Origin of the sequence: Anabaena sp. UHCC 0187 (genome assembly GCF_009712035.1) — a bacterium.
In the GTDB taxonomy this organism is placed as follows: Bacteria; Cyanobacteriota; Cyanobacteriia; order Cyanobacteriales; family Nostocaceae; genus Dolichospermum.
In genome coordinates, this window is the sequence record NZ_VILB01000011.1 from 185,298 (window position 1) to 207,062 (window position 21,765).

At 39.5% G+C, this 21,765-nt stretch carries 18 protein-coding genes and 1 pseudogene; 5 read left to right on the forward strand and 14 right to left on the reverse strand.

From position 1 onward, the window contains the following. Positions 1-516 precede the first annotated feature (516 nt). From FJR11_RS09960 to nifB, 7 genes and pseudogenes are all read right to left on the reverse strand, one after another. Positions 517-1,926: a site-specific integrase gene (locus tag FJR11_RS09960; RefSeq protein WP_168503531.1), complete on the reverse strand. Its 1,410-nt coding sequence runs from the start codon at positions 1,924-1,926 to the stop codon at positions 517-519. A gap of 97 nt (positions 1,927-2,023) precedes the next feature. Then, positions 2,024-2,938: pseudogene (locus FJR11_RS09965) on the reverse strand (nitrogenase component 1); the annotation flags it as partial. Between the two features lie 176 nt (positions 2,939-3,114). Continuing rightward, positions 3,115-3,984: a nitrogenase iron protein gene (nifH, locus tag FJR11_RS09970; RefSeq protein ID WP_168503533.1), complete on the reverse strand. Its 870-nt coding sequence runs from the start codon at positions 3,982-3,984 to the stop codon at positions 3,115-3,117. A gap of 222 nt (positions 3,985-4,206) precedes the next feature. Further along, entirely contained in the window at positions 4,207-5,106 is a 900-nt protein-coding gene (gene nifU, locus FJR11_RS09975; protein WP_168503534.1) for a Fe-S cluster assembly protein NifU, read from the reverse strand. Positions 5,107-5,221: 115 nt separating this feature from the next. Continuing rightward, positions 5,222-6,430, reverse strand: a complete 1,209-nt coding sequence (nifS, locus tag FJR11_RS09980; RefSeq protein WP_168503535.1) for a cysteine desulfurase NifS — start codon at positions 6,428-6,430, stop codon at positions 5,222-5,224. A 170-nt stretch (positions 6,431-6,600) separates the two neighbouring features. Further along, entirely contained in the window at positions 6,601-6,945 is a 345-nt protein-coding gene (locus FJR11_RS09985) for a DUF362 domain-containing protein (protein ID WP_168503536.1), read from the reverse strand. Positions 6,946-7,062: 117 nt separating this feature from the next. Beyond that, positions 7,063-8,502 carry a nitrogenase cofactor biosynthesis protein NifB gene (nifB, locus tag FJR11_RS09990; RefSeq protein WP_168503537.1) on the reverse strand — a complete coding sequence of 480 codons (1,440 nt, stop codon included), beginning with the start codon at positions 8,500-8,502 and terminating at the stop codon, positions 7,063-7,065. An 813-nt stretch (positions 8,503-9,315) separates the two neighbouring features. On the opposite strand from nifB, the gene FJR11_RS09995 reads away from it, so the two are divergent. The 4 genes from FJR11_RS09995 (at position 9,316) to FJR11_RS23880 (ending at position 11,991) form a co-directional block, all read left to right on the forward strand. After that, positions 9,316-10,260 (forward strand): NAD(P)-dependent alcohol dehydrogenase, encoded by a 945-nt coding sequence (locus FJR11_RS09995; protein ID WP_168503538.1) that lies wholly within the window; start codon positions 9,316-9,318, stop codon positions 10,258-10,260. Positions 10,261-10,442: 182 nt separating this feature from the next. Further along, a complete protein-coding gene (locus FJR11_RS10000; protein WP_168503539.1) occupies positions 10,443-10,946 on the forward strand; it encodes a DUF2141 domain-containing protein in 504 nt (167 codons plus the stop codon). 155 nt (positions 10,947-11,101) lie between these two features. Beyond that, positions 11,102-11,614, forward strand: a complete 513-nt coding sequence (locus FJR11_RS10005) for a P pilus assembly/Cpx signaling pathway, periplasmic inhibitor/zinc-resistance associated protein (RefSeq protein ID WP_168503540.1) — start codon at positions 11,102-11,104, stop codon at positions 11,612-11,614. Between the two features lie 251 nt (positions 11,615-11,865). Next, positions 11,866-11,991: an abortive infection family protein gene (locus tag FJR11_RS23880; RefSeq protein ID WP_168503541.1), complete on the forward strand. Its 126-nt coding sequence runs from the start codon at positions 11,866-11,868 to the stop codon at positions 11,989-11,991. A gap of 143 nt (positions 11,992-12,134) precedes the next feature. Here the strand turns inward: FJR11_RS23880 and FJR11_RS10015 are convergent, their stop codons facing one another. From FJR11_RS10015 to FJR11_RS10035, 5 genes are all read right to left on the reverse strand, one after another. After that, positions 12,135-12,341, reverse strand: a complete 207-nt coding sequence (locus FJR11_RS10015) for a phycobilisome linker polypeptide (RefSeq protein ID WP_168503542.1) — start codon at positions 12,339-12,341, stop codon at positions 12,135-12,137. 215 nt (positions 12,342-12,556) lie between these two features. Continuing rightward, a complete protein-coding gene (gene apcB, locus FJR11_RS10020; protein ID WP_168503543.1) occupies positions 12,557-13,042 on the reverse strand; it encodes an allophycocyanin subunit beta in 486 nt (161 codons plus the stop codon). Positions 13,043-13,109: 67 nt separating this feature from the next. Then, complete coding sequence (gene apcA, locus FJR11_RS10025; RefSeq protein ID WP_148763726.1) at positions 13,110-13,595, reverse strand: allophycocyanin subunit alpha; 486 nt, start codon at positions 13,593-13,595, stop codon at positions 13,110-13,112. Between the two features lie 364 nt (positions 13,596-13,959). Then, complete coding sequence (locus FJR11_RS10030) at positions 13,960-17,355, reverse strand: phycobilisome rod-core linker polypeptide (RefSeq protein ID WP_168503544.1); 3,396 nt, start codon at positions 17,353-17,355, stop codon at positions 13,960-13,962. 598 nt (positions 17,356-17,953) lie between these two features. Then, positions 17,954-18,904 (reverse strand): glycoside hydrolase family 32 protein, encoded by a 951-nt coding sequence (locus FJR11_RS10035; protein ID WP_168503545.1) that lies wholly within the window; start codon positions 18,902-18,904, stop codon positions 17,954-17,956. A gap of 63 nt (positions 18,905-18,967) precedes the next feature. On the opposite strand from FJR11_RS10035, the gene FJR11_RS10040 reads away from it, so the two are divergent. Then, positions 18,968-19,609, forward strand: coding sequence for a YdcF family protein (locus tag FJR11_RS10040; protein ID WP_168503546.1), 642 nt, complete (start codon positions 18,968-18,970; stop codon positions 19,607-19,609). Here the strand turns inward: FJR11_RS10040 and FJR11_RS10045 are convergent. Together FJR11_RS10045 and FJR11_RS10050 are read right to left on the reverse strand one after the other, a co-directional pair. Continuing rightward, on the reverse strand, positions 19,535-20,719 hold the full coding sequence (locus FJR11_RS10045; RefSeq protein ID WP_168503547.1) for a glycosyltransferase family 4 protein: 1,185 nt from the start codon (positions 20,717-20,719) through the stop codon (positions 19,535-19,537). The genes FJR11_RS10040 and FJR11_RS10045 overlap by 75 nt on opposite strands. A 183-nt stretch (positions 20,720-20,902) precedes the next feature. Further along, on the reverse strand, positions 20,903-21,751 hold the full coding sequence (locus FJR11_RS10050) for a glycosyltransferase family 2 protein (protein WP_168503548.1): 849 nt from the start codon (positions 21,749-21,751) through the stop codon (positions 20,903-20,905). Positions 21,752-21,765 lie beyond the last annotated feature (14 nt).

Sequence of the window (21,765 nt, forward strand, 5' to 3'; positions counted from 1 at the left end):
ACCCTACTATTTAGTCTAAAAAATTAAAATTCAAAACATTATCCTATATAACCAAATCACCAAACTTCAAAAATTCACAACCATCTCAAACTCAGACAGAATCAGACCTTTACTACTTGTAGTTATCCACAAACAATGTTATTATCAAACATAATAAAATCCATTTAGTCTAAAAATTAAACTCTCTTAATTCCCCAACAAAAAAACCTGAATTTACCGCACCTTTCCACCAACATGATCAAGTTCCAGGGAATATAAATTGATATTCTAAAAAACCTGGATATATAAGATTTTTTATTCTGGTATTTATAAATCAGCTTATTTATAGATTAAAAAATATTGTTTCTGCATCTAAACACCAATTATAACTTGAAATTGATTCACAAAATTTGCTTAACAGTGGCTTAAAATTCTCAAGTCAATAAAATTGTTTATCTCAAACAGTTTTTCATCTTGATAGATGAATACTGTTTATTTAATAGTAGAGATATTTTATAAAACGTCTCTACTATGACTCTATTTCAATACCTCAGCAAGTTGATATTTTGCTAAAGTTTGTCTTAACTGTTTTATCTCAGCTTTTAATTGGATATTTTCCGATTTCAAAGCTTCTATATCATCCTTTTTATCCACAGCTTGCTTAATTACCTTTTTCCGGTTTTCTAAACTAAACCACTTTTGATAAATTTCTGTATGAATTTCTACAGAATGTCCTAAATTATCAGCAGCAGCCTTAATTGGTATACCCATAATATGCGCTCTAATTGCCCAAGCATGACGCAAATCATAGGGACTAAAGGGAATATCTACACGCCGAAACCATGAAGAACAATTCACACGAATAGTGTTGATTTCTGTATAACTACTTTTTCCAGCAACTTGACTATTCAAAAGTTCCAAACATTCTAAATTTTTTAAATCAAATAATTCAACCCATTCAGGATGTAGCGGTAAAGCCTCCCGATAACCAGTTTTAGTATCAGGGTGTACCTTCCAAGTGTTATCTTTATTTTCAGGATTAAACCACCAACTAATTTCTGGATTTACAAAAAGCTCACGAGGACGTAAACCATAAGTTGCTAACATTCCATAAACCCATTGCCACATTTGCCAACTTTTTAAACAGTCTCTTTTAATTGTACCTTTTCTAGTAAGTGCATAATTGGCAAATGATTGATAATATCTGACTATATCTTCATCACTAGGAATATCTCTCTGTTGACTTTCTGGTTGTTTATTTTTAATTCCTTCTAAAGTGAAGCTAGTTAATTTTAATGTTGATTTCAATACCTTCAAACTTTTAATTGCACTGTACTTTGCATACTCATTATTTAACTCTTGCAATTTTTGATCTATTGCTGATTGTGTCAAAACTGTATCTAACCCTACCAGCCTTTTTAGATAGCCAGTATAATAAGAAAAGGTATGCTTACTTTTTTCTGTGAGTTTGTGAGTTTTAAAATACTCAATTTCAAATTCTGCTAATATTTCACCAACAGTTTTGACTGGATCTTCAGTTTTACCAGCAGCTTGTCCTAAGTATTTATCATTCCATATAAACTGCTGACGAGCAATTAATTTACCTAACTCATGAGCTTCTTCTTCTGCTGTTTTTAAACCATCTAAATTAGCGGGAATATTTAAAGAAATTTTGTATTGCTTTCTACCAGTTTTTCTAACATCAATCTCATCAGGTTTTACGGGTAGAGAAGCTTGTAATTGAATAGTTTCTCCACTAACAACAAGCCCAACTTTTATTTTAGCTGCTTTTAATCGAGATTTGACCTCTACTAAACCGTGTTGAAACTTTTCTTCCAGATGTTGCCGAGTAGCCTTCATTTGTGTCTGCGTTCCTAAATAGCTGCCATCGGTAGATGCTGGTGCTGTGAAATCGTCGAAAATTTCCTGTAACTCTTTTTCTAGCATTGTCTTAAATTTGGATTAAAATTCAGTCCATTAAGAACAATGATCAAATCAAACAAAGTTATATATAGACTAAATTCTGGTAGATTTAAAACACATTATCATAGTTAAGACAGGGAATACCATAAGCTTCTTCCATGTGACGGCTGATGTAGTTCATCGAGCGGTAACAGTGGATGAGGTTCATCTTCACGTTGGGGGTCATCAACATTTCGTTGATTGTACCGTCTCCAGACCATTGAGCAACAACGCGTAAACCGATTTCTTCTAATAAAATCCGGCTCGCCCAAGCATCACCACCGATGTTATAGTCACCAATGATGGCTACATCATAAGGAGTGCCTTCAAACTTCAATGTACCGTCTTTCTTAGCCTTGTCTGCTCTGGGGAATACCCAGTCACGAATCATGTCGTTAGCGATGTGGTGTCCTAAAGACTGAGACACACCACGGAAACCTTCGCAACGGACAGGAATAACTGGCTTACCGATGGTTTTGGATGTGTTTCTAGCTACTGCTTCGATGTCATCCCCGATGAGACCGATAGGACATTCAGATTGAATAGAAACCCCACGGTTTAGGGGGAATAATACATCTAATTCTTCAATTAATTTAGTCAGTTTCTTGTCACCACCAAACACGATGTCGCGTTCTTGGAAGTCGGAGGTGAAGTGCATAGTACCAAAGGTATCAACACCTGTTGTACCTAAGTAGTAGTTACGACGACCAGACCAAGACCAGTAACCGCAACCAACGGGACCGTGGCTGATGTGGATCATGTCCTTGATAGGACCCCAAACCACACCTTTAGAACCTGCGTAAGCACAACCACGAGCGGTCATTACACCAGGTAAGGATTTGATGTTAGATTTAACACCACAATCTGCCTTACCTTCTTCAAATACGTTTAAATGCTTCTCACGCTTTTTAGCAGCTTTTTCGGGGTAAGCTTTGAGAACTTCTTTAACTAGTTCTTTTCTTTGTTCAACAATCTTCTTGTCGTCTGGAGGAGTCATTATTAATCTCTCTTGCTCCTAAAGGAACGGAATTAGTGATGAATTTTTGGAAACGGGGACTTAATGTCCCCTGAAGGGAGGGAAAGGAAGTTTTGGTCAAAGGTGAGAGCTTTTGATGTGCTGCTCTCTGCCTTTTTCCTGGTGCTAGAAAATTCTTTCTTCGTAGCGAATTATGCCTATTTAGCCAGCATTTTTGCAGCGTTTTCTTCGCTTTCGAGAATACCGAACTCAATCAACAATTCTTCCAACTCTTCCATTTCGATAGGTGTAGGAATGGTGAGGTTTTTGTTGTTGATGATCTTCTTAGCTAGTGCGCGGTATTCGTTAGCTTGTTTGCTATCAGGTGCATACTCGTTCACTGTCATCCGACGTAGTTCAGCGTGTTGAACTATGTTGTCGCGGGGAACGTAGTGAATCATTTGAGTGTTCAAACGTTTTGCCAAGGTTTCGATTAATTCGATTTCTCGGTCTGTGTTACGGCTGTTACAGATCAAACCACCTAAACGAACTCCACCGGAGTGAGCATATTTAAGTACACCACGAGCGATGTTGTTTGCAGCGTACATCGCCATCATTTCACCTGATGTAACGATGTAGATTTCTTGTGCTTTACCTTCACGGATAGGCATAGCAAATCCACCACATACAACGTCACCTAGTACGTCATAAGATACGAAATCTAAATCTGTGTAAGCACCGTTTTCTTCTAGGAAGTTAATAGCGGTGATAATACCACGACCGGCGCAACCTACACCGGGTTCTGGACCACCGGATTCCACGCATTTAACGTCGCGGAAACCTTTGAGCATTACTTCATGAAGTTCTAGGTCTTCAACAGATCCTCTTTCAGCAGCCAAGTGAAGAACGGTTGTTTGAGCCTTGGAGTGAAGCATCAAACGGGTAGAGTCAGCTTTAGGATCGCAACCTACGATCATGATGCGTTGACCCATTTCAGCCATAGCGGCTAAAGTATTTTGAGAAGTGGTAGATTTACCGATACCGCCCTTGCCGTAGAAAGCTATCTGTCTAATTTTTTCTTCAGTCATTGTTCGTGTTTCCTAGAATTAGTTAATTGGTGGTTTTGTCTGTTGGTTCTCACGGCCAAGTTCTACGGCGGTGAGCGTTTGTAGAACGTCGCTATCTATGGAGGCGAGCGCTCTACAGAAAATCTAGTGGTGTTCATGGTGTTTATTGGGTTGTAAGAATAATTGGTTAATGGGCTTTGAAAACCCTGGGAGGGGAGACCCTTGGGCGGGGAGACCCCGCCCCTACACTGCTTCGACAATAATTTCTTTGCTGATGCGATCGCGTAATCTCGCTTCAATCGCAATCTTTAAAGTGGCTGTGCTGCTAGAACATGAACCGCAAGCACCTTTAAGAATGACTTTAATCTTATCGCCTTCTACATCATAAAGTTCTACATCTCCCCCGTCGGCGATTAAAACAGGTCGGACTTCTTCATCTAATACTTTTTGAATCAGAGCAATTTTTTGAACTGTAGTTAATGGTCTTTGTTGCTCTGAACTGGAAATTTCTGTTTTAGCTTTCGCCCTGTAGTTGTAGAGATTTTTGTTGGCGGCTTCCTGCTTTACTTCTCTTATTATATCATCAATCTTCGTTAAACAAGAACCGCATCCGCCACCAGCTTTTACATAATTTGTTACTTGCTCTGCACTGAAGAGATTGTTTTGTGCAACTGCTTTCTTTATCTTAGCATCAGTTATTCCAAAACAACTACAGATTAGGACACCTTCTTCATCGTCATGTGCCTCTAGAGGAATGCCACGATAATTATAAATGGCAGCTTCTAGAGCTTCTTGACCCATAACAGAACAGTGCATTTTCTCTTGAGGTAAACCACCTAAATAATCAGCAATTTCCTTATTTGTTACTCCCAAAGCTTCATCCAAAGTCAAACCTTTAACCATTTCAGTTAAAGCACTTGAAGATGCGATCGCACTTGTACAACCAAAAGTTTGAAACCGAGCATCGAGAATTTTATCTGTTGCTTCTTCAACTTTCAAATGTAATCTTAAAGCATCACCACAAGCAATACTTCCTACTTCACCAGTTGCCAGTTTCACACCAGCTTCGCCAGTTTCTTCAATAGCACCCTGGTTTTTGGGATCGTAAAATAACTCTAATACTTTATCAGTGTAGTCCCACATAGTTAATTTTGGATTTTGGATTTTGGAATTTTTGATCTTAGATTTCTGTGAGGTGATTGGTAATTGATGATTGGTAAGAATTTATTACCCATTCATTACCAATTACCAATACCAATTACTTATTTACTAAAGTTTGTCCTTGTTGTTGTAACCAATCGGCATTATCATTTTTGAAGGGAGATAAAGCTCGAAGACGGTCAACAATTTCCGGCATTACTGCTATTACTTGATCAATTTCAGCTTCGGTTGTGTAGCGAGAAAGACTGAAGCGAATCGAACCATGTAAAGTAGTGTAAGGTAAACCCATTGCCCGTAAAACATGAGAAGGTTCAAGAGAACCAGAAGTACAAGCAGAACCAGAAGAAGCGCAAATACCGTACTTATTTAAAGAGAGCAAAATTGCTTCACCTTCAATATATTTGAAACCGATATTTGTAGTATTTGGCAATCTATTTTTGATATCACCATTTACTTCACAATCGGGAATTTTAGCTAGAAGAGATTTTTCCAAATAATCTCGCAACTTCCTTTCTTTAGTAGTTACTTCTTCTAAATGTAACAGTTCCAATTCCGCCGCTTTTCCTAAAGCAATAATTCCGGGAACGTTCTCTGTACCTGCTCTACGTCCTCGTTCTTGGTGTCCACCAACTAATAGAGGACGGAAACGAACCCCACGTCTCACATACAAAGCACCAATACCTTTAGGAGCATGAATTTTGTGACCAGATATAGTTAACATATCTATGGTGCTGGTCTTCATATTCAAGGGTATTTTGCCTACCGCTTGCACTGCATCAACGTGGAAGAGAGCGCCGTATTCCTTAACCATAGCACCAATTTCTTCAATTGGAAATATCGTGCCGGTTTCATTATTGGCATACATCATTGTTACCAAAGCAGTATTACCAGTTAGAGAAGCTTCTAACTCATTCAAATCCATTTGTCCATGAGAATCTACCGACAAATAGGTAACTTGATAACCTTTAGATTCTAATTGTTTGCAGACATTTAAAACTGCGGGATGTTCTACTTGGGAAGTGATGATGTGACGTTTTTCAGGTTGAGCTAATAAAGCAGCATGAATAGCCGCATTATCACCTTCAGTTCCGCAACTGGTGAAAACAATTTCTGATTCATCTGCTCCCAGCAAAGCAGCAACTTGTTCTCTAGCTGTCTTTACAGCCTTTCCAAGTTGTCCACCAAAAGAGTGCATACTAGAAGGATTAGCATAGTAGTCCGTCAAATAAGGCATCATTGCCTCAACAACTTGAGGATCTATTTTAGTGGTGGCATTATTATCAAGATAGATACAATTATTTTGCATGATTTTCTCTATAAAAGTATAAAGTGGTAAATCGAATAATTGGGGGAATTAGGGCGGTTAGAAACCGCAGCTACACAGGCAAAACCCTTGACTTTCCTATTAGTCCGCGACGGCGGACTTTGTTTGTATAGCCGCGAATTCCATTCGCCGGGGCTTGATATTCCTCTCACCTATATAACGACTTGTCCTTGATGCTTTTGCAATTGTTGGGCAATCTTTTGGGAATAAGAGTTATACCAATTCTCCCAATAGTCTTGTTTATTGGTTAACTTTGCTCTAACACGATTGTAAGTAGCAAACCAACTTTCCCAATAATCACTAGGTTGTTTAACGCAACCATCAACAGTAGGACAACTAGCTTTACATTGAGGTACGGTGTGAATACTACCAGCGCAATTTGTGCAAAGTTCCGAGTCAATCCAATAATTACCGTCAACTTCTTGAATTGCGCCGGTAGGACAAACCGATAAACACAACTTGCAGGAAATACACTGGCTAGTAATTTCGTAAGCCATGATTATTTACCTTTGTGGGAATTGGTGAAGAGGTAATAGGTAATAAGTGATTAGTTGTTGAGAAAAAGGTGATTGGAAAGTATTACCCATTACCAATTACCTATTACCTATTACCTATTACCCGTTAGCCTTAACATATTGCTCGTAAAATTCTAAAGCAACCTTTTCGATTACGTCATAGGCTTCAACAGTTTTTATTCCTGCTGCTTCTAATTTTTCCTTGGGACAATTGCCTATTTTCGATACCAAGACTGCTTTACAATCTGCAATTGATTTCATTATATTATCTGCGGTAGCTTCTTCGCTGTAACCACCTTGACAATATTGATCAATCTTCCGGTGACTAACAAAACGCACTTCATTACCATCAACTTCATACACTTGAAATTCTTTGGCGTGTCCGAAGTGTTGGTTAACTAATCCACCACCTTTTGTTGCTACTGCAATCAAGATTTTAGGACTATCGGCAGACTTTTTGCCAGTTGATGCTTTATCTTTAGCAGCCTTAATTTCTTCTCTAAATTTCTCAATCCCTTCGTGAACTTCTTGACGAGTTTCAAAGTTATATTCTGGAGCCATTTCCATGAACTTATCTTTAGTAAATTCCTGGCTACGATCTTCTCCTAATAATCCTACCGCATCTGCTCGACACTGGCGACAGTGACGCATCATTTTCATGTTACCAGAGCAATTGTCTTGGACTTCTTTCAGTTCTTTTCCTGTTGGTCCACGTTGACCAGTTAAACCGAAATGAGTACCATGTTCTGGCGCAGAAATTAGCGGCATAATGTTGTGTAAGAATGCTCCTCTTTCACGAATAGCCTTATTAACTTCTATCAAGTGTTTGTCATTAACTCCAGGAATCATCACGGAATTAACTTTGCATAAGATATCAGCTTCCTTGAGAGCTTGCAATCCTTCCAACTGTTTTTCTAGGAGAATTTTTGCGCCTTCAACACCTCTGTAACGTTTGCGTTTATAGTGAACCCAAGAATAGATTTCCGCGCCTATTTCGGGGTCAATGGTATTAAGGGTGATAGTAACGTGATCTATATTTAATTGTTTGATGCGATCAATATGTTCTGTTAGCATCAAACCGTTAGTAGATAAGCACAATTTAATATCTGGTGCTTTATCGGCAATTAATTCAAAAGTCCGAAAAGTTTTTTCTGGATTAGCCAAAGGATCACCAGGACCCGCAACTCCCAATACAGTCATTTGAGGAATTTTTCCGGCAATTACTAACACTTTATGTGCAGCTTCTTCCGGTGTGAGCAATTCGCTCACTACTCCAGGACGACTTTCGTTAGCGCAGTCATACTTGCGGTTACAATAGTTACATTGAATATTGCAAGCTGGAGCAACGGCAACGTGCATCCGTGCATAGTGATGATGAGCCTCTTCACTATAACAGGGGTGCTTAGAAATGCGATCTATCATTTTTTGATCCATTTCTGGAGTTGTGCTGCTGTCGCAACCGCAAGCAGCAGATGTAGCAGGGGTGATAATGGCATTCTCAAAGTCGGAGGTGAGAATGTTGTTAGCAGGTAGTGTCATTGAATTTCGCTGTTGGAGGTGGACTTGAGAGCCACTGTGGGAGATGCTGTCAATACTGCCAATATCTAAATTATTTTAGACATGGTGCTAATCTCATCCCTCCACTCACTTTTGACTGCTAACTGTGTTTTGTTAAGGAGCGTTAAGTGATTGGCGATAAATGATTTATAGCAGCCCTTTTTTTTGCCCCCCTTGGTTTGCACCAGGATAGAACTTATTGGATTTATTATGTTTGTACTCAAATCCTTAAATCCTTGCATTGCAACGATACAAAAATTAAAAAAGATTTTTTCGGGTAGGGGTACGAGTATTTATAGTCAGGGGTACGAGTATTTATAGTGAGGGGTTCAGGATTTCTTTGTACTCATCTCAAATTCAACACCTGTAAGGATTTCAGCTATCTTTTTATTGGGTTTTCTTGATATTCAACTGTACTCAAATTTTCTGCAAATTATCCTGAAAACTCTTGTTTATCAGGGATTTGAGGATAAAAAACTGGAGTAAGACTAATCCGACTACTCCAGATCCGAGCGAAATTCAATTCTGTATACAACCTATCATTTTTTTTCGAGTAAAAATGCAATTTATATTTTTTTAAGTTTTCCATTATTAATAATATTTTTTGTGGTTGTATTGCCTGCTGTACAACGAATACAGTCCAACAAGAACATCTATATTAATGCAGATAATTTGCAAAAGATTTAACTTTTTTATCATTATTTATTGGTGATTATTGATAATTTTGTTAGCCATGAACCTTTGATCATTATTAGACTATAAATATAGTAAACAAATCAGATAAAGGAAAATGTCATGAAAGCTATTGTTATTCGTGGTTATGGTGCTGCTGAAGTTTTGCAGTATGAAGATGTGGAAAAACCGCAAATTCAATCTAATCAGTTACTTATAAAAGTTAATGCTAGTAGTGTTAATCCCATTGATTGGAAAACCCGCAAAGGGATGTTGAGTATATTAACAGGAAACAAATTTCCCCTGATTTTGGGTTTTGACGTGGCTGGGGAAGTGGTGGAAGTTGGTTCGCAAGTAACGCGCTTTAAAGTAGGAGATGCTATATATGGCAGCACTAGCTTTCCTGGAGGTGCTTATGCAGAATTGGCCGTTGTTCCTGAAAATTTAGCTGCTCCCAAACCTACGAACATGACTTATGAACAAGCAGCCACTGTCCCTTTAGCGGCGTTAACGGCTCTCCAAGCCCTGCGAGACTTGGGGAATATCAAATCAGGTCAGTCGGTATTGATTAATGGCGCTTCCGGCGGTGTGGGCGTTTTTGCAGTGCAAATTGCTAAGGCATTGGGGGCTGAGGTGACGGGTGTTTGTAGTTCTAGAAATTTGGATTTGGTTAAATCACTCAATGCAGATTTAGTTATTGACTATACTATAGAGGATTTTACAGAAGGTAATGTGCAGTACGATATAATTTTTGATGTGGTTGCGAAAAGAGCATTTTCCGATTGTAGAAAAGTTCTCAAACCAAATGGGGTTTTTATTTTCACTTTACCTACCCCAGAGGTAATTTTGCAGATTGTTTTCACAATGTTCTTACCTGGTCAAAAGGTAAAATTTGTACTAGAGAAACCTAATACTCAGGATTTGTTGTATTTAAAAGATTTAATTGAAACTGGTAAAATGCAAACTGTAATTGATCGCACATATCCCTTGCCAGAATTATCAGCAGCTCATCGCTATAGTGAAAGTGAGCGTGCAGTGGGGAAAATTGCGATATTAACGCGCTCTTAGCTTCTACTTAAGCTAGGAATGGGTACTTGGGTGAAGTATATTTTTGACATTTTGTGAATTTTTGCTTTATGATGGATGATGTTTACACAAGTGAGATGATCTGGTCTGTCAAAGGATCAGAAAATTCAAATTGACAAGATTGCTGGGTAACATATTAGTTCTATTTAATAAAGGGTAAATTAATGAAGCAAAATTTAAAAATTTCATTAAGTCAAGGGTCAATTCGGGGGCTAATCTTACTACTTCCTCTGTTGGGAAACTTTCTATTTTTAGCTAATGCTAATGCTAATGCTAAATCAGAATTAAATAGTAATCTAACGATTAATGTGGCTGGACTAAAAAACCAATCTGGAAAAATTTGTGCTAGTCTTTTTTCTAAAAGCAAAGGATTTCCTAGTAATAGTGAAAATGCTTTACAATCCGAGTGTATCGAGGTTACAGAAACGCCTCAAAAACTGACTTTTAAGAACTTGAAACCAGGTACTTATGCCGTGGCATTAATTCATGATGCCAATGGAGATGGTATTCTCAATAGTAATTCTTTTGGTATTCCGACAGAAGGTTTTGGGTTTTCTAACAATCCATTGGTGCTGACAGGACCACCCAAGTTTAAAGACTCGGCTGTTTTTCTAGCAGGGCCTAATACTGATATTGAGATTAAGTTGCAATACCTTTTGGGTGGTTAAAATTTTGCATAATTCCATTTAATGGCAATGAGGATATCTGAATGCTAATGTCATGACTAAAGTAATGGGTGTAGACGTGACTTTTGCCTCATGTCGTGACTGGTGTTACTCAATATGATAGAAGCATAGCAAACCGACATAACCCAAAGGTAATTATGAAACTGAAGACATTATCACTGATTGCTGCTACTTTAGCTTTGACTTTAACCGCAAGCCCCTTTGCAGTTCAAGCCCAACAAAACCCATCTTCACCCCAACCTGGTAAGGAATGGCAAAAAAAAGGTCAATTCCAAAAGTTGAATTTGACTCCCGAACAAAAAACTAAAATGCAGGAAATTGGCCGCAATACCCGCGCTCAAATGGAAGCTGTTTTGACTCCCGAACAAAAGACTAAGTTACAAGCTGCAATGGCAGAACGTAAGGCTCAACGTCAAGAGAGAAAAGCACAAGGTCAACAAGGACAAGGACAACGTCAACAAGGACGTGGAAAGAGGGGTGATATTTTTGCTTCTTTAAACTTAACTCAATCACAAAAAGATCAAATTAAACAAATCAGAGAATCATCAAAACAACAAATGCAAGCTGTATTAACTCCTGAACAGCAAGCACAAATGAAGCAAATGCGGGAAAATATGCGTTCTCGTCGTCAACAAAATCAGCCTCAATAATTCTTAAATATTTAAATAGGATTAATAAATTAGGGGTGGGCAAAAAAGCTCATCCCATTTTTGTATAACTTTAATAGCGTACCAATGTTAGTAGCAGTTGCCATAGTTGAGAGAATTTTTAGCTAAGGTTATTTAATTTTACTTTATTATTGGCGCATCGCACCACAAGCGATCGCTCATAATCTCATAATATAGATTACTTGCTGGTAAGATTTCCACGTTGTGATACATAGGAAAATACTTTATAATTAATGAGTAATTCTCATGTAATTTCCTATAAACCATCTGAACATCATGCAAGATTAGCAGTTAACTCAGCTAAAACACTTTGCAACTTTCTTTTTGATACAAAGGAATATCAAATGAAAAAAAGATAAACTCTTGCTACTCTCTGCGACTCTGCGCCTCTGCGTGAGCTAAATTCTCTTAATCAGCAACATCGAAAACTTAATCCACAAAAAAAGAGGTCTTTTTAGACCCCATTCAAAATCAAAATAAAATAATGTTTGATTTATAAAAATTACAGCAAACCAGTATTAGTACCTTGCTTACCAGTTGCTAATTCCACCTTAACAATTTTGCCACCCATTTTCATGATGCGTTGTTGTTCGCGGAACCAATTTTCAAAAGGAACTAACTTAGTAAAGTAAGTATTTTGTAATTCGCGTTGGGTGCGAGTCCGAGTTAAGCTAGGAACACAAGCAGTTACTTTAAATAAACGAGCCATTTTGTTTCAAATCTCCTGATATTGTTTTAGAAACTTTTTTATCTCAAATATCTTGAGTCAAAATCTTTAATTATTTTTTCCAAGGCTGGAAATCAACCATCAACACTAGACTGATAACACTTACAATCAATCAGCAAGAGAACCTTCTAGCAATCATGATTGATCTCCAGACCTTAACAAAGCCGCACCTATATAACTAAGTGCAAACCTAACTCCTAGCTCAAGCCAGAGGAGATATAATCGAAGTAAACGCCCATTTCTTTACCAGCGTCAGGACCAACCAAACTAGCGGTTACTTCCTTCATAGCTTGGATAGCTTGAACAGTAGCGCCTACGGGTACTCCCAAGGAGTTGTAGGTTTCTTTCAAACCATTCAATACGCGCTCATCCAAGATGGAAGCGTCGCCAGCAAGCATAGCGTAGGTAGAGTAACGCAAGTAGTAATCCAAGTCACGGATACAAGCTGCGTAACGGCGTGTGGTGTACATATTACCACCGGGACGGGTGATGTCAGAGTACAACAAGGACTTAGCTACAGCTTCTTTAACGATAGCAGCAGCGTTAGCGCTGATGGTTGTAGCTGCACGAACGCGCAGTTCACCAGTAGCGAAGTAGCCTTTTAGCTTTTCGAGAGCAGCGGTATCAAGGTATTTACCTTGAACGTCTGAAGAATTGATAACGGAGGTAATTGCGTCTTGCATTGTTGTTTTTTCCTTATTTCCAACCTTATTGCAACAGTTTTAGTTTGAGCCAAAAAACAGCTAAAACTTACTGCATTGCACCAACAACGTAGTCGAAGTAAGAACCAGCTTCACCAGCGTCTTCAGAAGACAACAGGGTAGCAGCAACGTTCTTCATAGCGGCAACGCCACCAGCAACTGCATCAATGGGAGTACCCAAAGATTTGTACATTTCGCGGACACCAACGATACCGATTTCTTCGATGGCTGTAACATCACCAGAAACGATTCCGTAGGTAACAAGACGCAAGTAGTAGTCTAAGTCACGCAAGCAAGTAGCTGTCATTTCTTGACCGTAAGCGTTACCACCGGGGGAAACAACATCAGGACGTTTTTGGAACAGTTGGTCGCCAGCACCTTTAACAATGCGTTCGCGGTTTTCGGTCAATACTTGAGCGATGCGAAGACGTTGTGCGCCACCAGCAACAAAACCTTTGATTCTGTCTAATTCACCGGGGCTGAGGTAGCGAGCTTCTGCATCAGCATTCACGATAGCTTTCGTGACGATACTCATTAATGGATTCCTCCAAAACTAATGGAACCAGAATTTGATTAAACTGGTACGACTTTATATGGTTGGTACTGACTTTACATCTTGATTTACATTTCTAGCCAGATTGACTGGATTTGGTGTAAACCAGGTGGAAAACTCAATTACCTCCCGCAAAATATTGTCCAGTATTATGTTGAGCATTTATTACTGCTCTTAATATTTTGTAACACTTATTTTCAGATTTGCTCATTCACCAGGGAACAGGGAACAGGCAAAAGAGGCAGAGGGGCAGAGGGCAGGGTGCAGAGGAGACGGATTTCCCCCTTGCTCCCTGCTCCATTTCTTCTTCTACTGTCACCTGTAACCTGTAACCGTGGCGTAGCACCTATCTATTGGGAAGACCACCTGTTAAAACAGAAGGAGATAAGCTAGACCAGGATTGTTTCACTAGGTCAGCTTCAGCCTGGACACTACCTAAATAGTTACCTGCTGGTAAAGATGGATAGCGTTTGTAAGGAACAACATCTTCACCAAAGTAGCGAGCATACTCAGGACTGTTGACCATTGCTTCTACAGCCGCCCGTAAACCGCTATCAGCCAATAATTTGTTATATTGACGGATTTCGCCTTGGGTAGCTGGTGCGCGTCCCAAAAGGTGACGGAATAGGAATTCAATTACCTTGGTGTTGGGATAAGGTGCGTAGAACCGTTTGCGATAGATTTCAGAACTGGCTAGTTCAATCACAAATTCACGCACGGTAATTTCACCGTTACGCAATTTGCTATCTAAGTCAGAACGGCGGAAATATTCAGGAACTTGACCGCTAAATACGTCCATTACCTGACAGTAGATAGCATTAATGACCTGATTGGTTTCGGGGGAATTTGTCCCGGTGGTAGCACGGTAAATCCGGGCTGGTTTGCGACGGCTTGTACCGACACCAACTTCTACAGATTGACCACGACCATCGTTGAAAGAACGACCCAACTCGATAAACAAGGGTTTAGTCTTGTCCATTTTCTTGGCTTGGGCTGCCAAATCGGCGATCGCCTTGGCGAGAATTGGCGTATTCTCAGTTTTAATCCGTGGCTTCACAGTTTCAAAACTAGGAACAACCACATCATCATTTTGTTTGGTTAGCTGGTTGTAAAGCTTCTCGGTATTGGGGAAATTAGCCGCAGGTAAAGTGGGGAAGCGACGGAAAGGAACAGTATCTTCTCCAAACACTTGACGGTATTCTGCACTATCTACCATCTCGCTAATAAAAGCCCGAATCCCTTGAGTAGCGAGGATTTGGTTGTATTTGCGAATTTCTGCTTGGTCAATAGGGGCGCGACCTAAGAAATGCTTAGTACCCAACTCAATTACTTTTGTATTGGGGTAAGGAGTGTAGAACTCTTTCTGGTACAGGCTAGAGTAACCCAAACCTTGAATAAATTCCTTAACGGTAATTTCACCGTTTACCAACTTACTTTCTAGAACTGTAAACTCATTCTTAGAGATGTAAGGAGCAATATCCCGCTCGAAAATCTGCCGATAAGCACCGCTAATCACAGTTTCAGCCGCAACCTTGTCATTCTTAACTGCTGTCAGTTTAAAGACCTTGGTTTGCTCACGTTGCTTAGTAACACCTTGATTCATGCGGAACTCAATATCTGGTTCAGTCCGCATTTCTGTGACTGTACCCAATTCCACAAAGCGAGGTGTTTCCTGTTTCTCAACATTCGCCAAATCTTCGCGGATAGTTCCCACGCGCAATTGACGTAAAGACACACCCGCAGGAGTTAGATAGCGTTCGTAAGGAACTGTATCTTCATTAAATGCTTGACTGTATTCTTCACTGTCAAGAATGGCATCAACGACCGCATAGAAGCCTTTCTTAGCAGCAATGTCAAAATACTTGTTGTTCTCTTCCCGACCGTAGGTAGGACGACCTAACAAGCGACGGTGAATATATTCAATCGCTTTACAGACATAGAGAGAAGTCCAGTACATCTTGCGGAATAAATCCGACTTCGCCAACATCCGCACAAACTCGCGGACGGTGATATCGCCGTTTTCTAGCTTAATTTCCGCAACTTTCAGGCGTTGACCTTCGTAAACATCACGACCAAAAACTTGTAGATAAGTAGCCTTAATTACCGCTTGGGTAGAACTTTCTGAGAACTTGACACTTACACCCTTAGGAGCTTTTCTGCCAATAGTTCCAGGTAACTGGTCTAATTTGAACACCTTCGCACCCAAAGTCCCAGGAGCTACACTCCGAGCATTAGGATTGCTGAGTTGGTTATTGATACCAGGCCCTTGGTGAATCAAGATCCGGCGAGTATCCTTACTAAACGGTGCAGGGCTGCTGCTGGGGTTGCGGGTTGCTTTCGGGAAAATTGCCCCAAATTGAATTTCCAAGGGGTCATTCCCAGAACCGTAGGGATGTTGGTCGGGTAATGGTTGTTCGTAAGCAGCAAAAGTTGTAATGAACTGAGGAACTTTGCGGAAAGGCGCACTGTATTTAAACAGGTCTTGCTGTTGTCCCCAGTTGCGACATTCTTGCGCTTCTTGACCCAGACCCCGAATGTAGGGAACTGTTTCTTCACCAAAGTAATCGCTGTATTCGTTAGAATCTACCAAAGCATCAACTAAACCTGCCAAACCTTTGAGGGAAACAATGGCAAAATATTTTTGCACTTCCTCACGGCTGCTTGGCCCCCGTCCTAAAATGTGACGGAAAGCTAATTCAATCACCCGGCTGTTAATAAAAGGTTGATAAAACTGTTTTTGGTAAAGGGGAGATTTAGCTAAACGGCGAATAAACTCCCGCATGGAGATTTCGCAATTTTTAACTTTTGATTCCAAGTCAGAAATAGACAAGCTGTAAGCACGGGTAATATCGCGCTCAAATACTTGACGGTAAGCCGCTTTGATGATTTCTATTTTCTCGCTAGAAGACAAACCTGGCTTCATGGCGTACTTGGGACGACGTTCTGCGGCAACAGCGTAAATTTGCGGCAGTTGTAATCCTTGTTGGTCGCCAGAAGGACGTTGACGAACTTTTGTAGATGGTGTGGGTGCTTTGAATTCTGTCAGTAACACATCCATGTACTCAGTCACAATTTCTGTGGCTGCGACATCTTTACGGAAATAAGACAGGGACGCTGACTTGATTTCTTGTAAAGCGACAATGGTTGCTTCGCCAGAACAGGCATTTTCAATAATTTCCCGCAAACCTCTGGTGTTCACAGAGATGATGTTGGGGTCGCCAGCGACAATCGCATAGGTGGCATAGCGCAAGAACCAGGACAAGTCCCGTAAGCTTTTGGCCATGTTGCTAGGACCATAACGAGCTACGTTAATCGGTCTAAAGCCTGGAGGTGTGGGACCACCAGCAGAGGTATTGAAGATGGAACGCAGGTTTTCAAAGAAACCACCACGACTTTCAACGTAGGTGACTGTTCCTAGGGTCATGCCCTCTTGGACACTCATACCACCAGCACCAACCATTGCCAGTTCGCGCTCTTGGGGCTTTTCTAAGAAGGCCATTGGTGAACCACCAACGAAAATCCGGTTAGCCGCGCGAGAAACGATGATCTCGGAATTTTCTGTCAGAATCTTGGCAATTTCTAACCGCTTTGCCCCGGAGGCAAAATAACTACCCAATTCACTTAGTTCACCTCTTCCCAAAAAGCGGTCTTGTTGTTCCGCTTGGGAAATGGTGGCGACAGGTAAGGTCTGATATAGTTGCGGACGCGCAACTGAGCTTCCACCGCTTGCCTTAACACTCATGGGATTTTTAAGACTCCTATCATAATTGTTTATCTGTTCAGCCTGGGTTATTTATTTTAAGGCTTGACATTTTTGCGTATTTATGGATGTTACGCCTCTAAAACCCAGTAAATTAACTCGGTCAATTTTTAGATTAGAACGTTTTGCGTTTACACTGTTGGTTTATTAAGAAGTATGTCGAATCTGTAATCTAAATTTGATCTTGAACAAAATACATACTTTCATTTTGCTCGCTGTAAACGCACTGTCTGAGTTGATCATAGCTTGTGTGGTGTCGCCAGACTTACTCATAAACGCGGAAAACCGGCGGAAAAAATGAGAACGGCTATATATAAGAGCAGAATTAAATTACTGAGAAGAGACAATTGAGTAATAAATATAACTTTGCGTACCAGATGGCTTTGTCTACTTTGGCAATGGTATTTGCTGTTGCTCCTGTTTATGCTTTACCGGGGGAAAATACTAATACTGTGGTGTAGCGATTTTATGAATAACCGTCACTACACCTTCAATAAATATCGACGATACTCAGTAGTAATAGACTTTAACTCAAATTGTCTGAAGATGAACCTGTCAAAGAGTATATTAGTACCAGGATTTAACTTCGACCATCTACACAAGCAATCCATTTTCCTTCATGGATGAAATGAGCGTCAATGTGGTGCATACCACTACTATTCCAACCAGAACCACTTGGTTTCAATACTAAACTTTGTTCAACTTCTCGTTCTTGATAACTTGTAGTCGTTAACTCGGTAATCTCAAATGCTCTTACCTGAGTACCATAAGCTGGCTGACAGTCTTGGGCAAAACGAAAAATCTGATCGTTCATTACCAAAACTCTACCGGCTGGTCTAGCTATATGTGCATTGTTACTGACAATTGGACTCTTTGGGTGTTCCAACCAAGAACCGAGCAAATCCTCTGCATAGTAAAGACGCAGGGTATCATGTTTGTGATCAGCATTAGTTTCAGCAAACATCCACCATTTGTCAGCGTAACGGAAAATAGAGGAATCTACAAAAAATCCATCATTAAGGAGATTGCCAACGAAACTCCATTCTGTAGGAAAATTTGATGCTTTGTAAAGTCGGATTGAGTTTGCTTGATAACTTTCTGGAATCAAGTAATATTCATTATTCCATTCAAAAACGTATGGATAAGATAAGTGAAATGGTTCGGCAATTACAATCTGTTCATATTTCCAATTAGTTCCATCTTCACTCGTTGCAAATGCAATTTCTCCTCGACGTATACCGTTATTTAAAACCTCAAAAAACATAAGCCAGGTTAAACCAACTTTAATCATAAAGGGGTCTGCAACAAATGCAGCTCTAACATCAGATACATCTTGGTGAGTCAGGACTGGATTTTTTACATTTGCAGGTGCAGTTAAATTAAAAGGAGAATCACCAAAATAAATCCCAATAGACCACATATTTCTATTAATTAAGCTACTTATTAAGAGTAATTGATTAGCTATGGATTTAGGAAGGCTATTAACTAACTTATAGTAGGGCTTTCTAATGGTTTTTTTGAGAAATTTCATTGTGAATTACAATATAAACAACAAGGAAGTTTTGTGAGATAACAAACGAAGAAGGCGATTTGAATGAAAAACCGTAAACATGGGTTACGAAAAAACCATTTTCAAGAAAAATTGCGTTTTTACTTCAAGCGCAAACAAGGACGGTTAATCTTAGTTTTAATTGCTTTACTAGTTTTGATTAGTATTATTCCTGTTAGGCTAGTGGTTGCACTCCATCTAGCTCCAATTCCGCAGGCCATTTTTGTGTTAGGGAGTGATAGTGAACGGATGGAATTTGCTGGTCGCTTTTGGCAAATTCACAAAAATTTGGATATTTGGGTTTCTGATTATGCCTGGCACTTAGAAATTAACCGCCGTATTTTCCAAAAGTTTAATATTCCAAGGCGACAGTTACATTTGGATGGTAGAGCTACAGATACCGTAACTAATTTTACAACTTTGGCAGAAGATTTTGTTGTCCAAAAGTTTAACCATATTTACCTGATTACCTCGGATTATCACATGAGCAGAGCAAAAGCGATCGCGTCAATAGTTTTGGGAAGTCGCGGGGTTATTGTCACCCCAGTTGTAGTACCTTCAACAGGAGTTGAATTTGAATCCTGGGTACACATTTTACGAGATTGCGCTCGCTCAGTAATTTGGATTGCGACTGGTCGAACTGGTGCCAGCTTTAACCCCAAAATTAAATTGAATGAATTTATTTGATTCTTGATTGAATATGTTCTCGTACACTATTTTGGTTTCATTTATCATCCGCTCAACTGTAAATTCTTGCTCAAATTTTTGTCTACCCGCTTCACCCATTTGCTGACGAAGTTCGGGAGACTCAATCAGAGTTTGTAATGCTTTAGCCAGTGCATCTATATCTTTAGGCGGTACTAATAAGCCTGTTTTTCCATTTTCAACTTCTTCTGGAATACCATTTACGTTAGTTGCCACAACAGGTAGACCAGCACGCATAGCTTCTAGAATACTGATAGGCAGACCTTCATAATGGGTACTGAGAATAAAGATTTGAGATTGGGCTAATAAATCGGGTACGTCTCTACGATCGCCCAAAAAAGAAACCTGCTCAGTAATACCCAAGGAATTAGCTAAAGCTTTGCAAGATTCCAGGGAAGAACCACTACCAACTAAGTCCAGATGGATACAAGGGTTTTGGAGTTGAGCGATCGCTTGAAGTAATGTACTGTGATCTTTTTGTTCATTAAAACGTGCCACCATAATCAGTTGAGGTGGCTGTTGTGAAGGATTAGCAATAGTCACAGGAATGTTAGCAATGCCATTGTGAACAGTCCGGAGTGAATTTTGATTACCAACTCTAAGACTTAGAGCTAGTTGGCGATCGCTTTCAGAGACACAAATTAGCTTCGCAGACAGTGGTGCCAATAATTTTTCAGCTATCAGTGCCACGGTTCGCTGAAGTGGAGGAGTTCCCTGAGTAAAACCCCAACCATGCGCCGTGAAGATAACAGGTGTCTTGGATATGCATCCAGAAATACGTGCTATAACGCCAGCTTTACTACTATGTGCATGAATGATATCAGGTTTAATTTTATTAATCAATGAAATACATTCTTTGATAGCGAGAAATTCACCTGAGAATTTAATATCACGACTTAAGTTAGAAATTAAATGTAAAGGAACATCTAAATCACTAACAAATTCTGTAAGTAACCCTAATTGACTAGTTGCTAGGTGAATTTCATAGTCTTTGCAAAAATTTTTGATTAAATCATAAACATTTTTCTGAGCGCCACCAAGCTCTGATTTTGTAATGATATAAAGTAAGACAGGTTTTTTGGAATATTTCATACACAGCACCTCACCTAAGTTACAAAATTGTGACAAAGAATATTAGATTTTTGATTTTGTGGAAAAGTAGACAAGGAAAGGAAGATAAGGGAAATTCCTTTCCCCGTGTTACTGAATTATGGGATGATTTAGCCAAATTGGGAACGAATTTTCAAGAGTTTTAACCGCCAATTCATCCCCCATTTATGCAACGCCAGATTTGCGATATTCCAAAGTTTTTTCTTTTGAGCCACCTAACAAACGGCGCACAAATGACTTTAATTGATTCGGTGCATATAAATATACAAACCGTCCTATAGGATAAATGCCCATCCATAATGGCAAATTCAGTTCCCGAATGGCTTGCCACTGTACACCAGCTAACTGTTTTTGACGATAGGAATATTCAAAATTACGATGAAAAAAACTTTTTGGGTGAACCCAATGTGTACCTAAATTTTCGGGAATACTTGCCAAAAGCCAACCATGCTTGGCAAATGTAATCCACAACCGTAAATCTTCTACACCTCCCTCCACATCAGGATATCCTCCGGCTTGCAACAAAGCTTGTTTCCTGAAAGTGGCTAGTGTAAAAGCAAAAGGTACGCATTTTGCCATCGTCTTTATAAGTTGATCATGCTCAGTTGCAGGCATTCTGACATAACGTTCTTTTCGATTCTCGTCTTCTACGATGTAATTACATCCAACAACGCCAACTTCTGGATGAGCATCTAAAAATTCAACTTGCAAACTTAAACGCTCTGGATAGCTAATGTCATCAAAATCTTGGTTAGCTATATATTCTCCTTGGGCTTTTTCAATGGCATAGTTCAGAGCCTTTGTACGACCTAAGTGTCCAGAGGTAAAAATCTTAACTCGACTATCTTTTTGTGCAACTTTTGCCAGCATTTCTGATGTTGCATCTGTAGAGCCATCATCTACAATAATCCATTCAAAATTACTGTATGTTTGATTCAAAATACTAGGAATTGCTCTATCAAAATATTGCTGTCCATTATAGACTGTGGTGACAACTGAAAGTTTTTTCGACATAGAAAATATTTCCA

What these genes read in the sequence shown, in the direction of transcription:
- FJR11_RS09960 (WP_168503531.1), bottom strand. Translation starts at nt 1,926, where the DNA reads ATGCTAGAAAAAGAGTTACAGGAAATTTTCGACGATTTCACAGCACCA.
- FJR11_RS09995 (WP_168503538.1), top strand. Translation starts at nt 9,316, where the DNA reads ATGAAAGCTATTGTTATTCGTGGTTATGGTGCTGCTGAAGTTTTGCAG.
- FJR11_RS09985 (WP_168503536.1), bottom strand. Translation starts at nt 6,945, where the DNA reads ATGGCTTACGAAATTACTAGCCAGTGTATTTCCTGCAAGTTGTGTTTA.
- FJR11_RS10015 (WP_168503542.1), bottom strand. Translation starts at nt 12,341, where the DNA reads ATGGCTCGTTTATTTAAAGTAACTGCTTGTGTTCCTAGCTTAACTCGG.
- FJR11_RS10005 (WP_168503540.1), top strand. Translation starts at nt 11,102, where the DNA reads ATGAAACTGAAGACATTATCACTGATTGCTGCTACTTTAGCTTTGACT.
- FJR11_RS10030 (WP_168503544.1), bottom strand. Translation starts at nt 17,355, where the DNA reads ATGAGTGTTAAGGCAAGCGGTGGAAGCTCAGTTGCGCGTCCGCAACTA.
- nifH (WP_168503533.1), bottom strand. Translation starts at nt 3,984, where the DNA reads ATGACTGAAGAAAAAATTAGACAGATAGCTTTCTACGGCAAGGGCGGT.
- apcB (WP_168503543.1), bottom strand. Translation starts at nt 13,042, where the DNA reads ATGCAAGACGCAATTACCTCCGTTATCAATTCTTCAGACGTTCAAGGT.
- FJR11_RS10035 (WP_168503545.1), bottom strand. Translation starts at nt 18,904, where the DNA reads ATGAAATTTCTCAAAAAAACCATTAGAAAGCCCTACTATAAGTTAGTT.
- FJR11_RS10050 (WP_168503548.1), bottom strand. Translation starts at nt 21,751, where the DNA reads ATGTCGAAAAAACTTTCAGTTGTCACCACAGTCTATAATGGACAGCAA.
- nifB (WP_168503537.1), bottom strand. Translation starts at nt 8,502, where the DNA reads ATGACACTACCTGCTAACAACATTCTCACCTCCGACTTTGAGAATGCC.
- nifU (WP_168503534.1), bottom strand. Translation starts at nt 5,106, where the DNA reads ATGTGGGACTACACTGATAAAGTATTAGAGTTATTTTACGATCCCAAA.
- FJR11_RS10000 (WP_168503539.1), top strand. Translation starts at nt 10,443, where the DNA reads ATGAAGCAAAATTTAAAAATTTCATTAAGTCAAGGGTCAATTCGGGGG.
- FJR11_RS10040 (WP_168503546.1), top strand. Translation starts at nt 18,968, where the DNA reads ATGAAAAACCGTAAACATGGGTTACGAAAAAACCATTTTCAAGAAAAA.
- FJR11_RS23880 (WP_168503541.1), top strand. Translation starts at nt 11,866, where the DNA reads ATGAGTAATTCTCATGTAATTTCCTATAAACCATCTGAACATCATGCA.
- nifS (WP_168503535.1), bottom strand. Translation starts at nt 6,430, where the DNA reads ATGCAAAATAATTGTATCTATCTTGATAATAATGCCACCACTAAAATA.
- FJR11_RS10045 (WP_168503547.1), bottom strand. Translation starts at nt 20,719, where the DNA reads ATGAAATATTCCAAAAAACCTGTCTTACTTTATATCATTACAAAATCA.
- apcA (WP_148763726.1), bottom strand. Translation starts at nt 13,595, where the DNA reads ATGAGTATCGTCACGAAAGCTATCGTGAATGCTGATGCAGAAGCTCGC.